Raw genomic sequence first — 16,472 nt, 5'->3', positions numbered from 1 at the left:
TGACAGTCCTGCCAAGGACTCTCGGCGGTGATCGGACGATCAATCAAAGCCAGTAAGATATCTGCACGGACAACATCGATTAAAAATCTTGCGCTCGCTCCATTGCTTGGTGGCCATAGCGGCAGTGACCCACCCGATCCCATCTCGAACTCGGACGTGAAACCTGCCAGCGCCGATGGTACTTACGCTCAAGCGTTGGAAGAGTAGGACGTCGCCAGGCATTGAAGCCAGCGCAAGATCATAAAACCCATCACAATGACAAAAGGCCAAAAAGGCCTCTTAAAAAGGGCCCCCAAAAAGGGCCCTTTTTGCGTCTCTCAACACGGCGCAAGCCCTCCCGGGCAAGGCCCCGAAGCCAAAGGCTTCGCAAGGCCGAACGGCCGCCCGGACCGCCCAAAAGGCGGGAGGATAGCCAAGCCGACAAACGTCGGCGCCGGCGCCTGAGGCCAAAACATGTTGACGCGGGTTGGAGCAGCCCGCCGTTCAGATCGACAACGTCGAGATGAACATCTAATATCTGCTACCGGGCCTCAAACGGCCCATCATTTTGACGCGGGGTGGTTCAGCCCGGTTGATCGTGAGGCTCATAACCTGAAGGTCGTAGGTTCAAATCCTACCCCCGCAACCAATCTCAACCAAACCACACTCCACCGCCCGCCTTCCCGGCGGGCTTTTGGCGTTCAAGGCACTGGCAAAGCCTCTCCCTTCCCAGATCCCTTCAGAACTCGTGCTGGTACGAGAGACCGATCCGCTGCTTCTGACCGAACGTGTTGTCGATATGGCTGGCGCGCAGTGCGACGGTGTCGTTGGGGCCAAGGTGATAGGAGAGGCCTCCGGCCACGGCGTATCCCGAGAATCCGCGGGTGCCCTTCGTGAAGTTACCCCCGGCCATCAGCGTCATGCGCTGGGTGAGAGGGCGAATGGTGAAGAGGCCGACGTAGCCGCTGTTGCTGCTGATCTGCATGGGAATGCCATCCTGCACATCAAGGTCGGTCACGGGCTGGCGGCTGTTGGTGTAGGAATAGCCGAAGGGGACGAAGACCTGCCATTTGCCGGTCTTGAGGCCCAGCGAATTGAGCGGAACGAAGCCGCCGAGTGAATAGCGGGTCTGCTTGACGCCGGTGTCGAGCTCGCTGCGGCCCGCCGCGAAAGTCAGGATCGCGACCGGCAGCAGATAGGAGGCGCCCAGCGACCACTGCCCGGACTTGGCGACACGCCCGTTGATCTTGAACTTGGGTCCGATGGCAAGGGAACCCGACGCGGACAGTTCGCCCGCATAGGCCGCGCCTACGCGCGTCGAGATCTTGGTGGGGTCTTCGGCCGCTTTCTCCTCTTCGCCGGACGCGGCTGTCTGCTCCTGGGCGTGCGCGGGAAGCGATTGCATGCCCGAGGCAAGGGTGAGTGCGCAGAAAACCTGCTTTAGACTGGAACGCCAGGTCTTCCCGAAGATAGCGCGCATATGGAAAACCCCTGTCCCTGCCATGGCCCGCCGTGCGCGGTCCTGCGTCACTATAGGCGTGCGCGTTTGCGGCGCAGGCGGGGAAGACCCCATGATATCAGAGGGTAACTACTGAGAGCAGATCGTCGGGGGCCTTGGGGGGACGTGGCGACATTGCGGGCGGGCTCTGGCTCAGCCGCGCTCTGTCTGCGAGGGCGCCGGGGAGATGCTCCAAATCTTAAGAAGGACGCGTGCCGCGTTAACTCTAGACGGAGGCAATCCGGTAGCTCCTTGGGCCCTAGAGAGGCACCGTCATCTCCTGGGAGTTAAGCACAGTGGCGACCGCGTTTTCCGATATCGAGATCTCTGCACCGACCATCAACGCGAAGGCCCTTACGCCTGACGCACGTCCGCGCATGCGGGGCATCTTCCCGGGGCTTCTCGTCGCGGCGCCGATTTCGCTGGTGATGTGGGCGGGGATCTTCGCGCTCGTTTTCTGAGGCGTTGCCCGCGCTCGCTTATGGTGTGAGCGGGGGAGCCCCCAGCCACAACCAGATCGCAAAGCCGATGGCGATGCCGGCGCAGATCAGCGCGCGCCACGCGGGAACAGGGGCCATGCCCTTCGTGCCCGCAGGGGCAGGGCGGCTTCCGGTAACCATCGGGGCGACGAGGTTGTCGCGCTTGACGGTGCGGTAGAAGACGATCGCGGCCAGGTGCAGGCCGATCACCGCGAGAATGAGATTGAAGCCGACTTCGGTGTGCCAGTCAGTCGCCTCGTAAGCGAGCTCGAAACCGGCCAGGTCGTATAAGGGACCCGCGGCTCCGTAGTCGGGATCGCCGCTGATGAGGCCAAGTGCGACCTGCAGCGCCATCGCGCCCAGCAGCGCCAGGACGCTCCACCCGCCAGCCGCGTTGTGGCCCACGGTGACATCATGGCCCGGCTTGCCGAGCGAACCGAGGTAGCGCACCACGGCGCGAGGGCCGCGCACGAAGTTCGTGAAGCGCGCCGTCGAGCTGCCTACGAAACCCCACAGCACGCGGAAGGTGAGGAGCGCGGCCAGCGCGAGACCCAGGCGCATATGCCAGGTCATTTCGTCGTTTTCCGCTGTCCACCAGAGCGCGGGGATCAGCCCCACGAAGCTCCAGTGGCACAGGCGGACCGGAAGGTCCCAGAGCCGAATACGGGTCTGTGCGGGACCTTCCGTCATCACGTCAGCCTTCCTTCTTTTCCTTGCGGAAGTCGTCGTGGCAGCCCTTGCAGGCCATGCCGACGTTGCCGAAGGCTTCCTTGGTGGCGGCCGCGTCTTCGCTCTGGGCGGCGGTGCGCAGCGCCATGGTGGCGTCGATCAGCTTGGTGGCGGCGGCCTCGAAGTCCTCGGGACGTTCCCAGACGGTGGCAAGCGCGTCGGTTTCCTCACCCGAATCCGGGCCGGTGCCCGCGGGGAAGAGGGCGGGGATCTTCTGCGCGGCGGTGACCATCGCGGTCGCGTTTTCGGAGATGTCCTCGAAATCGGGGCTGCTCTCGTCGAGCTCGGCCTTGTTGGCCTTCATCGCCTTGGCGAGCGACTTGAAGTTGTCCTCGCGCGCCTCGATCGTGGCTTCGGCGTCAACCGCACCGATCGAGGGATCGACGCTGGCGGCCTCGGTCGGATCGCCGGCGGGCTCCGAGCCGCTGCAGGCCGAGAGCGAAAGGGCAAGGGCGAGGGCGGGCGCGGCAAGCCCGGTTACAGACTTCAAGGCCATGTGCGGTTCTCCTGTTGCATATTTTGACAGCGTTATACCGAAAGCCACGAACGAATGAAGTGACAGAATGTTGCAGCTGCGAAGCAAAAGGCTTTGGCCTTCGTGTCTTGCAGCCCCATGACAGCCTGTCAGCTGCTGGTCGCCGGGAACGGGACAGCCTCTTCCGGCCAGTCGGCAAAGGGCTGGCGCACCGCATCCCAATCGGCGGGAAAGCGAAGGTTGAGCGCGGTGAGGGGGGCGCCTTCGAGCCGGGATGCTTCGTGGCCTTGCCCCTGCGTGTCGACGAAGACGAAGGCGTCGCCGGGCCGGGCAATCGCTTCGCGCAAGGGCCCGCCGGTCACGCGGATGCGCAGCGCGCCCTCCAGCACGAGCTGGAAGCTGCCGCAGCCTTTGGAGGTATGGAAGGGATCGACGAGCGGTCCGCTGTCCCAGACCAGCGTGCGCCAGCCGGGGGTGGAGAGCGGGGGATCGCCATAGGCCGGGGCCGTTCGTAGCGTGACGGGCGCGAGGCAGGAATGCCCGTCCGCCCGGGCGTAGACCACATGAACCGCCATTCGTGCTCCCTCCTGCTGAGAAGGCGAGGCTAGGCGCTGTGCGCCCGCGGCGCGAGTGCCGATTGCGGCCCTGTTCAGCGCATGGATATGCAAAGAGGGAGGGGCCAACTGGGCGCCCTCCCTCCGGCAGTAACTGTGCGTCCCGAAGGACGGTGGTGCTAGCCTGGCGCCTTAGAGCGCGATCACGCCGCCATCGTCCTTGGTGATCGCGACCACCGCCGAGCGGGGGCGCGAGGTGGCCGAGGCGTTGGTCTGGCTTTCGGGCCAGTGGCTGGTCACGTTCCCGGCATCGCCGCGTTCGCCCGGGTGCTGGATGCCCACGAAGAGGGTGCGGCCATCGGGCGTCATGTCGATGCCGGTGATCTCGCACTCGACCGGGCCGACGAGGAAGCGGCGCAGCGTGGCCGGGGTGGCAAGCGCGCCCACGTGCGTGCCCTGGGTGGTGGTCTGCGCGCCATCGGTGTTGGTGACGGTGAAGGCGTTGCCATCGCCCACGGTGCCGGGCATTGCGGCGAGCATCATGCAGTTGGTGACGTCGGTCATCGCGCCATCGTCGGTCTGGATCCAGAACACCGGGTTGAACTGACCCGAGACCGCGCTCTCGCGCGAGAAGTAGGCGCCGTCCGGGCTCGAGAAGTCGTTGCTGGTGTCGAGGTCCGAGATGTTGATGTTGGTCTGCTCGAAGGCGGTGTCGCAGTCGAGCGTGTCCGCACCGAACATGTAGATGTCCCAGGCGAAAGTGCGCGCCGCCGTGGTGTCACCGTCCTCGCGCAGGCGCACGATGTGGCCATTGGGGTTGCCCGAATTCCAGTACGAGCGCGGGTTGGCGGCGTTGGTGCCGTCGACCGGGCGGTTGGAATTGTTCGAGTTGGTGAGGGTCAGGTAGATCTCGCCGGTGACCGGGTTGCCCGCGGTCCATTCCGGACGGTCCATCGGGGTGGCGCCCAGCGCGTCGGCGGCAAGACGCGGGTTGATGAGGATGTCGGCCTGGTCGGCGAAAGTGTACTCGGGGTAGCTGCCCGAGGCCGGGCGCGGCGGGACCTGGCCGTAGACGAGGGGGAGCCACTCACCGGTGCCGTCCGCGTTGAAGCGCGCGACGTAGAGCGTACCGTGGTCGAGGTACTTGTCGCCCACCGCAAGGCGGTCGGCGTTGTTGGCATCGCCTGCGTTCCAGTTCGCGTTCGAGACGTACTTGTAGAGGTATTCACCGCGCGAATCGTCGCCCATGTAGGCGCCGACCGGCTGCCCGGCGACGGCGCGCACGAAGGCGCCTTCATGACCGAAGCGGCCAAGCGCGGTGCGCTTGCGCGGCGTCGAGGTGGGATCGTAGGGATCGATCTCGACAACCCAGCCGAACTGGAAGGGCTCGTTGCGGAAGTCTTCGGTGGCATCGGCGCCCATGATCGTCGCGTTCCAGCGGGTGATCGTGGTGTCGGTGGTGGAGGCGCTCGACCAGCGGTAGTTGCCGCTCGTGCTGCGCACGCCGTAGCGCTGGAGCGAAGTCAGCTGCGCCGGGGTGCGGTTGGCATCATCACCGCTGTCGCGGCGGAAGTAGCCGGCCCAGTTTTCCTCGCAGGTGAGGTTGGTGTGCCAGGCCGAGATGCCGTTGGCGCAGTTGTTGATGGTGCCGCGCGCGCCCGTGCCATCGGCCGAATAGGCGGTGGTCATCCAGGCCGAGCCTGCCGCCGGGCCCGACAGCGTCATCGGCGTGTTGGGGGTGATGCGGCGGTTGAAGCTGCTGTCCTGGACGTAGGACCAGGTGCGGTTGCCGCTGTCGACATATTCGGCGACCGAGACGCCGTGGCACTCGATCTCCTTGCGCACTTCGTCGAGCGGACGCGCGCCGCCGATGGTCGTGGGGCCAGCCGGGTGGAGGTAGTCCTCGGTGATGTTCTCGTGGTTCTGGACCATGAGGCCGCGGGTGTTGGCCATGTCGTCGGGCGCGCCGGCGGCGGAGAGGCCGAAGTAGTGCAGCGCGTCGGCGTGGTCACCGATGCGGTTGGCAAAGTCGGTGTCGGTGCCGTCGTTGGCATAGGCCGAGGTCGCGGCGGTGAGCGGATCGCCCAGGCGCGTCATGACGGTGACCGAGTAGCCGGTGGGGACGACGACCGTGTCGGCAAGGCTGTGCTCGACCGCGGTGAAGCCCAGGACCGCAGGCGAGACGCGCACGTAGGTCACGGCCTTGCGCTCGATGCCGTCGCTGGTGGTGGCGATGAAGGTGAATTCGAGGTCGATGGCCTCCTCGACGGCGGGCGCGAGGAACGTCGCCGTGGTGCCGTCAAGCGTCAGCTCGACGTCCGGGCCATCGGTCTGGGTCCAGGTGGTGGAGCTCGCCGATCCGGCGACAACGGTGCCCGTCAGCGTGACGACGCGGCCCGCGCTGGTGGCGGCATTGGTGCCTGCGTTGACGATGATGCCCGCATCGGAGCCTGTGTTGTCATCGTCGCAGGCGGCCAGCATCGCGGTGCCCATCAGCGCCATGCCGGTGGCCTTGGCGCCGCCCATGATCGTCTGGCGACGCGAAAACCGATTGTCCGCGAGCGTTTCGAGCGAAGGCGTGGTGGTATCGTTGGTGTCGACGTCGCCGTCGCTGTAACCGCAGGCAGGATCAAGAGGTGTCATGCTGGAAGAGCCCCATCCGTTTGAAGATGGCGCTCCAGTTAAGCGGAGATTGTGTCAGTCGAACGCAAGTTTGATGGCGAATACATGACTGTTCTTTTTCTGCGCGTCCCTTTTTCTGTGACAGGCGTCGACTTGCGCTCTTCGCGCGAAGAGCGCGGGCGCGCTTTGCGCGAAGAGCGCGGGCGCGCTTTGCGCATGGGATCGCCAACCAAGCGGGGGCAAGTCGGCCGCCACGTCGCACGAGGGGGCGGGATCTCCCTTTGCGGCCTTTGCGAGAAGGCTGTGAATGGGCCGGAAAAGCGGCGTTTTTCGGGATTTTCTTGACTTCTCCGGCTGCCTTCACTAAGCAGCGTCCTTTCAGGAAAACCAGTTTCTTACGGAGTGCCCATGGCGCGCGTTACCGTCGAAGATTGCGTCGACAAGATCCCCAACCGTTTCGATCTCGTTCTGCTTGCCGCACAGCGTGCGCGCGAGATCTCGGGTGGCGCCGAGCTCACCGTCGACCGCGACCGTGACAAGAACCCCGTCGTTGCCCTGCGCGAGATCGCCGAGCAGACCGTGGTCCCCACCAACCTCAAGGAATCGCTCGTGACCTCGATGCAGCGCGTGCTGCCCGACGACGACGACGAGATGGACGAGATCGGCTCGCTCAGCCAGTCGGCCGAGGCCCTGCGCATCACGGCCTCCGCGCCCACGCGCAACACCTCGATCGGTGGCGATTACGACGGTTGATCCTCACCGCTTGACCTCCCCGGCCTGACGCGCAAGACATTGCGATGTGGCCGGGAAGAAACGAACTTTGCCCCGCATTGCGGGTTTGACCGGGGGATCGCCTGATACGAAGGGCGATCCCTCTGGCGCATTGGGCGCCACCATCGCGATCTACAGCGTCAAGGGCGGCGTCGGCAAAACCACCTTCGCCAGCAACCTGGCCTGGTGCTCGGCGCAGATCTCCGGGCACAGGACATTGCTGTGGGACCTTGATGCTGCAGGCGGTTCAGGGTTTCTCTATGGGCTGGAGCCCAAGGGGACGAAGCCCGCGCACGATGTCTTTGCCAAAGAGCGCGCGCCCGAAAAGCTGATCCAGAAGACCGGCTATTCGCGCATCCACCTGCTGCCCGCCGACGAATCCATCCGTGCGATCGACGCGCGCCTGACCGAAATCGGCAAGCGGCGGCGCCTCGCCAAGCTGACCCGCGCGCTGGGGGCGGACTACGCCCGCGTCATTCTCGACTGTCCGCCGGTCATCAACGAGCTTTCCGCCCAGATCGTGCGCGCGGCTGATCTTGTCATCGTGCCGCTGCCGCCATCGCCGCTTTCCACGCGCGCCTTCGATCTTGTCGTGCGCGAGATTGCCGGGAATACCCGGCGCCATCCTCCGATCCTCCCCGTGCTCTCGATGCTCGACATGCGCCGCACGCTGCACCGCGAAGTGCGCGACCAGCATCCGGGCTGGCCAACGGTGCCCTATGCGAGCGCGCTGGAGCAATGTGCAGTGCAGCATCGCCCGGTCGGCGAGATCGCGCCGGGCAGTCCGGCTGCGCGCGCCTTTGCAAACCTTTGGGGCGCCATCGAGCGCAAGCTGGCCGAACGGCGCGGCTGATCCGACCGTGCATCCGAATGGCGGGGAGGGCGTTCGCCGCCTTTTCGCAGCTGCACACCTGCGCTAGCGTCCCTGTTGCACAGCAAGGGGCATGAAATGAGCACGAATGTCGAAGGCCACCTGGCCGAGGCGGACGGACACACGCACGAGACCAACTGTCTGAATTGCGGAACGGCGCTGAGCGGTCCGTACTGCGTACAGTGCGGCCAGCACGCGCACCTGCACCGCACGGTGGGCGCGCTGTTCCACGATATCCTGCACGGGGTCCTCCACTTCGAGGGCCGGACCTGGGCGACGCTGCCCAGGCTGGCCTGGAAGCCGGGCGAGCTGACCCGCGCCTATATCGAAGGCGCGCGGGTGCGTTTCGTTTCGCCCATGGCGATGTTCCTGTTCTCGGTCTTCGTGATGTTCGCGGTGTTCCAGGTCATGGGGATCGCCCCGCCCGTGGATACCGGCGGGGCCATGGAGGCCCACGTCCACAAGCTCGAGGACGAGTTGCAGGACCAGCGCGGGAACCTGGAACAGGCCCGCGCCTTCACCGAGCCGGAAACCCACGAGCGGGCGATGATCGACAAGGAACTGGCGGCCAATGCCTCCGAGCTGGAAAAGCTGCGCACGTTTCCCAGCTACATCCGCGAGGAAGAGAACGAGGAGCGCTTCAACTCACTCCATTCGGGCTGGAAGCGGCTCGACAAGGGCATCGACAAGTGGCGCAAGAACCCGGGCCTCATGCTCTACAAGCTCCAGACCAGCGCCTACAAGTTCTCCTGGCTGCTGATCCCGCTGTCGGTCCCCTTCGTGGCGCTCCTGTTCCTCTGGCGCCGCCGCTTCGGGCTCTACGATCACGCGGTCTTCGTGACCTATTCGCTCGCCTTCATGTCGTTCATGGGCATCGTGCTGACCATCGCGAGCGGGCTGGGCGTACCTTCCAACTGGTTGATGAGCATCTTCACCTTTGCGGCCGTCATCCACATCTACCGACACCTGCAGGGCGCCTATGAACTTTCGCACCGCTCCACCTTGTGGCGCTGGTTCGTGCTCCTGTTCTTCATCGGCGTGATTGCGCTGCTGTTCACGATGATCCTGCTCTTCCTCGGCCTGGTCGGCTGAGGAAGGCCAATATGCTGCGGGCAGCAAAAAGGGGCGTCAGGGTAAACCCGGCGCCCCTCCTGCATTCCCCTCTCGGGAACCGTTAGCCCCTCTCGGGAACCTTTGGCGGGATCAGATAGCCTTGCTGGCCATCATGCCCCTTGCGGCTGCGTGCCGCCGGAAAAGCGCTTGCCCGACTTGGGGATCGAGGAGCCGGTGACCGGGCGGACCGAGGAGGGACCGCGCGGGTCGCTCGGACGGTCGATGGAGCCCTTGTCCATCAGTTCCTTGATCTCGTCGCCCGACAGCGTCTCGTATTCGAGCATGGCCTGCGCCAGCGCTTCGAGCTGGTCGCCCTTCTCGGTGAGGATCTGGTTGGCGCGGGCGTGCGCGTTGTCGATCAGCGCGCGGATCTCGCTGTCGATGAGCTTGTTGGTCTCGTCCGAGGCCATGGTGCGGTTCGAGCCGCCCATGCCGAGGTAGCCTTCCTGGCTTTCCTCGTACTGGAGCGGACCCAGCTTGTCCGACATGCCCCACTTGGTCACCATCGAGCGTGCGAGGCTGGTCGCGTACTGGATGTCGCCCGAGGCGCCCGAAGACACCTTGTCGTGCCCGAAAATCAGCTCTTCCGCCACGCGGCCGCCCATCGCGACCGAGAGGTTCGCGAGCATCTTGTCGCGGTGGTAGGAATAGCTGTCGCGCTCGGGCAGGCGCATGACCATGCCAAGAGCCCGGCCGCGCGGGATGATCGTCGCCTTGTGGATCGGGTCCGAGGCAGGCTCGTTCAGCGAGACGATGGCGTGACCGGCCTCGTGGTAGGCGGTCATCTTCTTCTCGTCCTCGGTCATGACCATCGAGCGGCGTTCCGCGCCCATCATGACCTTGTCCTTGGCGTCCTCGAATTCCTGCATGGCGACGAGACGCTTGTTGCGGCGCGCGGCGAGGAGAGCTGCCTCGTTGACGAGGTTGGCAAGGTCCGCACCCGAGAAGCCGGGGGTACCGCGGGCAATGACGCGCGCGTTGACGTCGGGTGCCAGCGGCACCTTCTTCATGTGGACAGCGAGGATCTGCTCGCGGCCCTCGATGTCGGGCACGGGCACCACGACCTGACGGTCGAAGCGGCCCGGACGCAGCAGCGCGGGGTCGAGCACGTCGGGACGGTTGGTCGCCGCGATGATGATGATGCCCTCGTTGGCCTCGAAGCCGTCCATCTCGACCAGCAGCTGGTTGAGGGTCTGTTCACGCTCGTCGTTCGAATTACCCAGACCATGGCCGCGGTGACGGCCCACCGCGTCGATTTCGTCGATGAAGACGATGCACGGCGCGTTCTTCTTGGCCTGCTCGAACATGTCGCGCACGCGGCTTGCGCCCACGCCCACGAACATCTCGACGAAGTCCGAACCCGAGATGGTGAAGAAGGGCACGCCCGCCTCACCCGCGATGGCGCGGGCGAGCAGGGTCTTGCCGGTGCCGGGCGAGCCGACGAGGAGGGCGCCCTTGGGGATCTGGCCGCCGAGCTTGGAGAAGCGGGTCGGGTCCTTGAGGAACTCGACGATTTCCTCCAGTTCCTCGCGCGCTTCGTCGATGCCTGCGACGTTTTCAAATGTCACGCGGCCCGAGCGTTCGGTCAGCATCTTGGCCTTGGACTTGCCAAAGCCCATCGCGCCCGAGCCGCCGCCCTTTTGGACCTGGCGCAGCGCGAAGAAGGCGATGCCGATCAGGAGCAGGAAGGGCAGGGTGTTGGCGAGGATGTAGACAAGCATACTGCCCTGTTCGGGCGCCTTGCCGGAAACCTGCACGCCCTGTTCCTCCAGCAGCGGGAGAAGCGTGGTGTCGGTGCCGACAGGAACGGTCGAGAAGGTGTCGCCGTTGCGCATCTTGCCGTCGATCCGGTCCTGCCCGATCTCGACCTGCGCAATGCTGCCCTCGGCCACCTTGTCGCGGAAGTCGGAGTAGGGAATCGTCGTCCCGGTCGTCTCCCGGGCGCTGAACATGGATACCACCATGAGCAGGGCCAGAAAGATGCCGCCCCAGACGAGGAGGCTCTTGACCCATGGATTGCCGTTGGGCTGGTCGTCGTTCATGTGTGCAGTACCTGTCCTTTCGCTCCCTAATGTAGGTGAGCGGGGCTGAATCGCAAGTTAGCGCGCCTATAGTTGGCGAACCTTTCGCCCGCCACCTGTGGGTGTGAACAAGTGTGGCCGGTGAGGCAGGGGCGACCCGTGGCGCAAATGCCCGGGCTTATCCGTCAGATGAACAGCGAATTGCGGTTTCACTTGCCAATCTTGTGCGATGCAGCATCTTCGTCGGCTTCGAAGGTTTCGCAAGGGGGCGGGCAAGATGAGGGGGATGACGTGAGCGAGGGACGCGATTCGCTGTGGAACGAGGATCTGGCCCCCAGTGGGCCGGAGCAGCGCACCTGGCGCTGGTACCATTTCGCCGCGCTATGGGTGGGCATGATCGTTGCCGTGCCGACTTGGATGCTGGCCGCCGGGCTCATCGAACAGGGCATGTCCGCGCTCCAGGCGACCAGCGTGGTCATCCTCGGCAACATCATCATCCTGATCCCCATGCTGCTGATCGGGCACCCCGGCGCGCGCTACGGCGTGCCGTTTGCGGTGCTGGTGCGCTCCTCGTTCGGGACCGTGGGCGGGCGCCTTCCGGCCGCAGCCCGCGCGCTCGTCGCCTGTGGGTGGTACGGCATCCAGACCTGGATCGGGGGCGAGGCGCTCCTCACTCTGCTCGGCATCTTCCTCGGCGCAGACATGCGCGGGAGCCCGCTGCCCTTCTTCGGCATCGGTATCGGCGAGCTGCTCTCGTTCCTCGCCTTCTGGACGATCCAGCTGGCTTTCGTGCGCAAGGGCATCCTTACCATCCGGCGTCTGGAGACCTGGACCGCGCCCTTGAAGATGGTGGCCTGCTTTGGCCTCCTGTGGTGGGCGCTCGATGCCGCAGGCGGTGTCGGGCCGATCTTCTCCAGCCCTTCGGCCTTTGTGCCGGGCGGCGCGCGCGAGGGCGAATTCTGGCTGGTCTTCCTGCCCTCGCTCACCGCCATGGTCGGCTTCTGGGGCACCCTGGCGCTCAACATCCCGGACTTTACCCGCTTCGCCAAGAGCCAGAAGGACCAGATGATCGGCCAGACGCTGGGCCTGCCCCCGACGATGGGCCTTGTTGCGCTGATCAGCGTGATGACGACCTCGGCGACGGTGGTGATCTACGGCGAGGCGATCTGGGATCCGGTGCAACTGGCGGGCACGCTCTCGGGGCCGTTCGTGCTGCTGGGCCTCATCGTCATCGCGGTCGATACCGTCTCGTGCAACATCGCGGCGAACCTGGTGTGCTCGGCCTATGACTTTGCCGCGCTCTACCCCTCGCGCATCTCCTACCGCACCGGGGCACTGTTCACCGCCTTCATTGGCCTGTTCATGATGCCCTGGAAGCTGCTGGAGAGCACCAACGGCTACATCTACACCTGGCTCACCGGCTACGGCGCGCTGCTGGGGCCCATCGCGGGCATCCTCATCGCGGACTACTGGCTGGTGCGCGCAACACGGCTCGACGTCGAGGGGCTCTATCAGGAGCACGGGCCCTATCGCTATGGCAATGGCTGGAACCCCAAGGCCCTGATCGCGCTGGCCGCGGGCATCGCGCCCAACGTGCCGGGCTTCCTTGCCGTCTCGTTCCCGGCGAGCTTTGGCTCCGTGGGCTGGTTCTGGGGGCAGGTCTACACCTACGCCTGGTTCGTGGGCGTGCTGGTGGCGCTGGGCGTCTATGCCGGGCTCATGCGGATGGGCGCTGAGGACGTGCCTTCAGGGGAAGTCCAGGCCGCAGAATAAAGAAATTCCGAGGGCCATCGCCCTCGGGCTCCCCATACTGTCGACCTCACCTCTCTCGCGCCTTCGTAGCCGAGTAAGGTGAGGTGGACAGTTATGGGGTCAAGGGGCGATTTTCCCTTGGAAAATGTCTTCTTAGTCCGAAACGAACCCGCCGCGCGGATCGTCGGCATCGAGGTCCGAGAACTTCGTGATGCGCGCCTCGAACTTCAGGCGCACGCGGCCCGTGGAGCCGTGACGCTGCTTGGCGACGATCAGTTCGGCAAGACCTGTGACCTGCTCCATGCGCTGGCGCCAGGCTTCCCACTTGTCGACCACGTCTGGCGGATCGCCCTCGGCGGGGAACTTGGGCTCGGTCGCGTTGACGTAGTAGTCTTCGCGGAAGACGAACCAGACCATGTCGGCGTCCTGCTCGATCGAGCCGGATTCGCGAAGGTCCGAGAGCATCGGCTTCTTGTCTTCACGGCTTTCTACCGCGCGGCTGAGCTGGGAGAGCGCGATCACCGGCACTTCCAGTTCCTTCGCCAGCGTCTTCAAACCACGCGAAATTTCGGAAATTTCGTTCACGCGGTTGTCGCTGGCGCGGCCCGAGCCGGAGAGCAGCTGCAGGTAGTCGATGATGATGAGGCCGATGTTGTAACGGCGCTTCAAGCGGCGCGCGCGGGTGCGCAGCGCGGCAATCGAGAGGCCCGGCGTGTCATCGATGTAGAGCGGCAGCTCGGCAAGGCGCTGGCTCGCAAAGGAGAGCTGCTGGAAATCCTCGCGGCTGATCTTGCCCATGCGCAGCGCTTCGGAGCTGATGCCCGACTGCTCGGCCAAGATACGCGTGGCCAGCTGGTCGGCGCTCATTTCGAGGCTGAAGAAGGCGGTCGGAGCGCCCACCGAGCGCTTGTGCTCGATCCCCAGCGCCATGTCGTCGACATAGCGCTGCGCGGTGTTGAATGCGATATTGGTGACGAGCGAGGTCTTGCCCATGCCGGGACGTCCGGCAAGGATGATCAAGTCGGAATCGTGAAGGCCACCGATCTTGGAGTTGACCGATTCCAGACCGGTCGTCTTGCCCGAGATGTTGCCGCCCGAATTGAACGCCTTCTCGATGTTGAAGATCGCGGTGTGGGTGGCCTGCGCGAAGCTCTTGGCCTCGTTGGCCGACGCAGCGCCTTCGGCGACCTTGTAGAGCGCGGCTTCGGCCTGTTCGATCTGCTGTTGCGGTTCGACCGCCTCGGAGGTGTCCATCGCCCCTTCGACGAGGGTGCGGCCCACCGTGATGAGTTCGCGCAGGAGCGCCAGGTCGTAGATCTGGTCGGCCAGTTCGCGCGGGGCAAGCAGGCCCTGTCCGTCGGCGGTGAGGCGCGCGAGGTAGGAGACGCCGCCCAGCGCCTTCAGTTGCTCGTCGGCCTCGAAATAGGGGCGCAGCGTGACCGGGGTGACCACCGCCTTGCGGTCGAGCAGGGTAACGATGCGCTCGAAGATACGGGCGTGGACCGGCTCGAAGAAGTGCTGGGGGCCAAGCTGGGTCTGGAGTTCCTCCAGCACGCGGTTGTCGATCAGCAGCGCGCCCAGGAACGCAGCTTCGGCTTCCACGTTCGAGGGAAGGGCGCGCGCGCCCTGCGTGTCGTCGCTCGAGACTTCGGCGAGTTTGAGAACGTCCTGCTGTGCCATAAGCCTTCCCCAATGCGCCCGCGCGCGCCAGCGGGCAAGGGGGCGAGGCACAGGCGACGGCGAATTTTTTCCCCAGCTTGTGGATGGGGCGTGGCAAGGGCACCAAAGGTCAGGGTTGCCCGGTCCTGCTGCAAGCGCGTAAGGCCAGAGGAATCATGGCGGACCCGCGCATCTCTCATATCGAACTCGACGATACCACGATCCTGTGGCGCAATGCCGATATCGAGCAGGAGCGCCGGATCGCGATCTTCGACCTGATCGAGGACAACCTGTTCAAGCCGCTGCGCGCCTATGAAGGCGGGCACGAGGGGCCCTACCACCTGCACCTCTCTGTGCGCGACGGGCGGCTCTCGATGCAGGTTTCGGACGAAAAGGGGACCGAGCTGGAAACGCTGGTCCTGGGCCTGGCGCGCTTTCGCCGCCCGATCCGCGAGTATTTCGCGATCTGCGAGAGCTACTATCAGGCGATTCGCAAGGCGACCGCGCAGGAGATCGAGACCATCGACATGGCCCGGCGCGGCATTCACAACGACGCCGCCGAACTCCTGATCGAGCGTCTCGACGGCAAGGTCGAGACCGACCATCCCACCGCGCGGCGTCTGTTCACGCTGATCTGCGTGCTCCATATCCGTGGTTGACGATTGTTAACGATCGCACCTCATACTTCACACTTACACTGCACGCGCTGACGACAGGGCCCCGGGACGCAATCAAGGCATGACATCGCGAAGGAAGAAAGCGGCCACGCGGCTGCGCTGGCTGGTGCGCTTCGTCGTGGTGCTGGCGGTGCTGGGCCTTAGCGGCGCAGGCTGGGCCTGGTACCGGGCGCATAGCTGGCTGCCCGACCGTGCGCTCTATCCCACGCAAGGGGTGGAAATCGGCGCGCGCGACGGCGTGGTCAGCTGGAAGTCGCTGAAGGCCATCGGCGCGGACTTTGCCTATATCGATGCCAGTGCCGGCGTGGAGGAGCGCGATCCGCGTTTCGTTGCCAATTTCGAGGCCGCGCGCGGCGCCGGGATGCAGGTGGGGGCGGTCCACCGCTACGATCCGTGCCAACCGGCTGAAAAGCAGGCGGCCAACTTCGTTACCACGGTCCCGCGCGAGGGCGACCTCTTGCCCCCTGCGGTGGAGCTGGACACGCTGGCCGATGGCTGCGCGGGCAAGGTCTCCGACGCGCGGGTCGAAAGCGAGCTGATGACCTTCCTCAACCAGGTCGAGACGCACACCGGCAAGCCCACGATTCTCAAGGTCACGCAAGCCTTCCAGGCGCGCTATGCGATCGCACGCAAGCTCGACCGCAACCTGTGGCTGGTGCGCGACCGCTTCGCGCCGTCCTACGCGGGGCGCGACTGGATGCTGTGGACCGCCAACAGCGCGCTTTCGACACAGATTGCCCCGGGCGATCTGCGCTGGCTCGTGATAAGGCCGGCCTCATGACGACAACGCCCGATTCCCTTTCCGAAGCCCAGCGCGATGCGCTGATGGCGAAGGCCCGCGAAGCCGCGCACAGCGCCTACGCGCCCTATTCGAAGTTCCATGTCGGGGCCGCGCTCCTGATGGGCGATGGCGCGGTGGTGACCGGCGCCAACGTCGAGAACGCGAGCTACGGTCTCTCGCTCTGCGCCGAGACGGTGGCGGTCGCCAAGATCCTGTCCCAGCCCGGAGAGGCCGGGCGGCTGGTCGCGGTCGCGGTGACGGGCGGAGCGCCGGGGCATCCGGGCGAGGGCATGGTGGTGACGCCGTGCGGACGCTGCCGCCAGATGCTCAACGAGGTCGCGCAGCTGGGCGGTACCGACCCGGTGGTGTGGAGCGATGGCGCGGACGGCGTGCTGGAAGAGCCGCTCTCGGTGCTGATCCCGCACGCGTTCGGTCCGGCCAACCTCGCGTAAGCGCAGGGGGTAAGAAGTAAGTATTTTTCAAGGGGCCAT

General features: G+C 65.3%; 15 protein-coding genes, 1 tRNA gene and 1 rRNA gene. 10 read left to right on the top strand and 7 right to left on the bottom strand.

Annotation, left to right across the window (positions count from 1 at the left end; translation table 11 throughout):
• The first annotated feature begins 105 nt into the window (after positions 1-105).
• Both rrf and MTR65_RS18065 read left to right on the top strand, forming a co-directional pair.
• Positions 106-220, top strand: a 5S ribosomal RNA gene (rrf, locus tag MTR65_RS18070).
• Positions 221-551: 331 nt separating this feature from the next.
• A tRNA-Met gene (locus tag MTR65_RS18065) sits at positions 552-628 on the top strand.
• 90 nt (positions 629-718) lie between these two features.
• Here the strand turns inward: MTR65_RS18065 and MTR65_RS18060 are convergent.
• Positions 719-1,459, bottom strand: coding sequence for a hypothetical protein (locus tag MTR65_RS18060; protein WP_243802663.1), 741 nt, complete (start codon positions 1,457-1,459; stop codon positions 719-721).
• Positions 1,460-1,773: 314 nt separating this feature from the next.
• On the opposite strand from MTR65_RS18060, the gene MTR65_RS18055 reads away from it, so the two are divergent.
• On the top strand, positions 1,774-1,938 hold the full coding sequence (locus tag MTR65_RS18055) for a hypothetical protein (protein WP_243802661.1): 165 nt from the start codon (positions 1,774-1,776) through the stop codon (positions 1,936-1,938).
• A gap of 18 nt (positions 1,939-1,956) precedes the next feature.
• On the opposite strand, the gene MTR65_RS18050 is transcribed toward MTR65_RS18055, so the two are convergent.
• The 4 genes from MTR65_RS18050 to MTR65_RS18035 form a co-directional block, all read right to left on the bottom strand.
• Positions 1,957-2,646: a cytochrome b/b6 domain-containing protein gene (locus MTR65_RS18050; RefSeq protein ID WP_243802660.1), complete on the bottom strand. Its 690-nt coding sequence runs from the start codon at positions 2,644-2,646 to the stop codon at positions 1,957-1,959.
• 4 nt (positions 2,647-2,650) lie between these two features.
• Positions 2,651-3,181: a c-type cytochrome gene (locus MTR65_RS18045; RefSeq protein ID WP_243802658.1), complete on the bottom strand. Its 531-nt coding sequence runs from the start codon at positions 3,179-3,181 to the stop codon at positions 2,651-2,653.
• A 128-nt stretch (positions 3,182-3,309) separates the two neighbouring features.
• The gene (locus MTR65_RS18040; RefSeq protein WP_243802656.1) at positions 3,310-3,735 is read right to left on the bottom strand and encodes a hypothetical protein; all 426 of its coding nucleotides are present in this window, start codon (positions 3,733-3,735) and stop codon (positions 3,310-3,312) included.
• A 171-nt stretch (positions 3,736-3,906) separates the two neighbouring features.
• Positions 3,907-6,357 (bottom strand): PhoX family protein, encoded by a 2,451-nt coding sequence (locus tag MTR65_RS18035; protein WP_243802654.1) that lies wholly within the window; start codon positions 6,355-6,357, stop codon positions 3,907-3,909.
• A gap of 387 nt (positions 6,358-6,744) precedes the next feature.
• Here MTR65_RS18035 and rpoZ point away from each other — a divergent pair, with 387 nt between their 5' ends.
• The 3 genes from rpoZ to MTR65_RS18020 all read left to right on the top strand — a co-directional run bounded on the left by rpoZ (position 6,745) and on the right by MTR65_RS18020 (position 9,070).
• The gene (gene rpoZ, locus MTR65_RS18030) at positions 6,745-7,089 is read left to right on the top strand and encodes a DNA-directed RNA polymerase subunit omega (protein ID WP_039392671.1); all 345 of its coding nucleotides are present in this window, start codon (positions 6,745-6,747) and stop codon (positions 7,087-7,089) included.
• Between the two features lie 130 nt (positions 7,090-7,219).
• Positions 7,220-7,960: a ParA family protein gene (locus MTR65_RS18025; protein WP_243802652.1), complete on the top strand. Its 741-nt coding sequence runs from the start codon at positions 7,220-7,222 to the stop codon at positions 7,958-7,960.
• 96 nt (positions 7,961-8,056) lie between these two features.
• Positions 8,057-9,070, top strand: coding sequence for a DUF3667 domain-containing protein (locus MTR65_RS18020; protein WP_243802650.1), 1,014 nt, complete (start codon positions 8,057-8,059; stop codon positions 9,068-9,070).
• Between the two features lie 131 nt (positions 9,071-9,201).
• On the opposite strand, the gene ftsH is transcribed toward MTR65_RS18020, so the two are convergent.
• On the bottom strand, positions 9,202-11,133 hold the full coding sequence (gene ftsH, locus MTR65_RS18015; protein ID WP_268739529.1) for an ATP-dependent zinc metalloprotease FtsH: 1,932 nt from the start codon (positions 11,131-11,133) through the stop codon (positions 9,202-9,204).
• A 270-nt stretch (positions 11,134-11,403) separates the two neighbouring features.
• On the opposite strand from ftsH, the gene MTR65_RS18010 reads away from it, so the two are divergent.
• Positions 11,404-12,885 (top strand): NCS1 family nucleobase:cation symporter-1, encoded by a 1,482-nt coding sequence (locus MTR65_RS18010; protein ID WP_243802648.1) that lies wholly within the window; start codon positions 11,404-11,406, stop codon positions 12,883-12,885.
• Positions 12,886-13,017: 132 nt separating this feature from the next.
• On the opposite strand, the gene MTR65_RS18005 is transcribed toward MTR65_RS18010, so the two are convergent.
• Complete coding sequence (locus MTR65_RS18005) at positions 13,018-14,544, bottom strand: replicative DNA helicase (RefSeq protein WP_243802646.1); 1,527 nt, start codon at positions 14,542-14,544, stop codon at positions 13,018-13,020.
• Between the two features lie 155 nt (positions 14,545-14,699).
• On the opposite strand from MTR65_RS18005, the gene MTR65_RS18000 reads away from it, so the two are divergent.
• The 3 genes from MTR65_RS18000 to MTR65_RS17990 all read left to right on the top strand — a co-directional run bounded on the left by MTR65_RS18000 (position 14,700) and on the right by MTR65_RS17990 (position 16,433).
• On the top strand, positions 14,700-15,182 hold the full coding sequence (locus MTR65_RS18000; protein ID WP_226637398.1) for a UPF0262 family protein: 483 nt from the start codon (positions 14,700-14,702) through the stop codon (positions 15,180-15,182).
• 79 nt (positions 15,183-15,261) lie between these two features.
• Positions 15,262-15,981 carry a glycoside hydrolase family 25 protein gene (locus MTR65_RS17995; RefSeq protein WP_243802644.1) on the top strand — a complete coding sequence of 240 codons (720 nt, stop codon included), beginning with the start codon at positions 15,262-15,264 and terminating at the stop codon, positions 15,979-15,981.
• Complete coding sequence (locus MTR65_RS17990) at positions 15,978-16,433, top strand: cytidine deaminase (RefSeq protein WP_243802642.1); 456 nt, start codon at positions 15,978-15,980, stop codon at positions 16,431-16,433. Before MTR65_RS17995 ends, MTR65_RS17990 begins: the two co-directional genes overlap by 4 nt.
• Positions 16,434-16,472: the final 39 nt, after the last annotated feature.

The organism is Novosphingobium mangrovi, assembly GCF_022818885.1.
Taxonomy (GTDB): domain Bacteria; phylum Pseudomonadota; class Alphaproteobacteria; order Sphingomonadales; family Sphingomonadaceae; genus Novosphingobium; species Novosphingobium mangrovi.
This window is presented reverse-complemented; position numbering and strand designations above follow the sequence as displayed.

Coding starts and splice junctions, on each gene's coding strand:
- MTR65_RS18060 (WP_243802663.1), bottom strand. CDS start 1,459: ATGCGCGCTATCTTCGGGAAGACCTGGCGTTCCAGTCTAAAGCAGGTT.
- MTR65_RS18050 (WP_243802660.1), bottom strand. CDS start 2,646: ATGACGGAAGGTCCCGCACAGACCCGTATTCGGCTCTGGGACCTTCCG.
- MTR65_RS18045 (WP_243802658.1), bottom strand. CDS start 3,181: ATGGCCTTGAAGTCTGTAACCGGGCTTGCCGCGCCCGCCCTCGCCCTT.
- MTR65_RS18040 (WP_243802656.1), bottom strand. CDS start 3,735: ATGGCGGTTCATGTGGTCTACGCCCGGGCGGACGGGCATTCCTGCCTC.
- MTR65_RS18035 (WP_243802654.1), bottom strand. CDS start 6,357: ATGACACCTCTTGATCCTGCCTGCGGTTACAGCGACGGCGACGTCGAC.
- rpoZ (WP_039392671.1), top strand. CDS start 6,745: ATGGCGCGCGTTACCGTCGAAGATTGCGTCGACAAGATCCCCAACCGT.
- MTR65_RS18020 (WP_243802650.1), top strand. CDS start 8,057: ATGAGCACGAATGTCGAAGGCCACCTGGCCGAGGCGGACGGACACACG.
- ftsH (WP_268739529.1), bottom strand. CDS start 11,133: ATGAACGACGACCAGCCCAACGGCAATCCATGGGTCAAGAGCCTCCTC.
- MTR65_RS18005 (WP_243802646.1), bottom strand. CDS start 14,544: ATGGCACAGCAGGACGTTCTCAAACTCGCCGAAGTCTCGAGCGACGAC.
- MTR65_RS18000 (WP_226637398.1), top strand. CDS start 14,700: ATGGCGGACCCGCGCATCTCTCATATCGAACTCGACGATACCACGATC.
- MTR65_RS17995 (WP_243802644.1), top strand. CDS start 15,262: ATGACATCGCGAAGGAAGAAAGCGGCCACGCGGCTGCGCTGGCTGGTG.
- MTR65_RS17990 (WP_243802642.1), top strand. CDS start 15,978: ATGACGACAACGCCCGATTCCCTTTCCGAAGCCCAGCGCGATGCGCTG.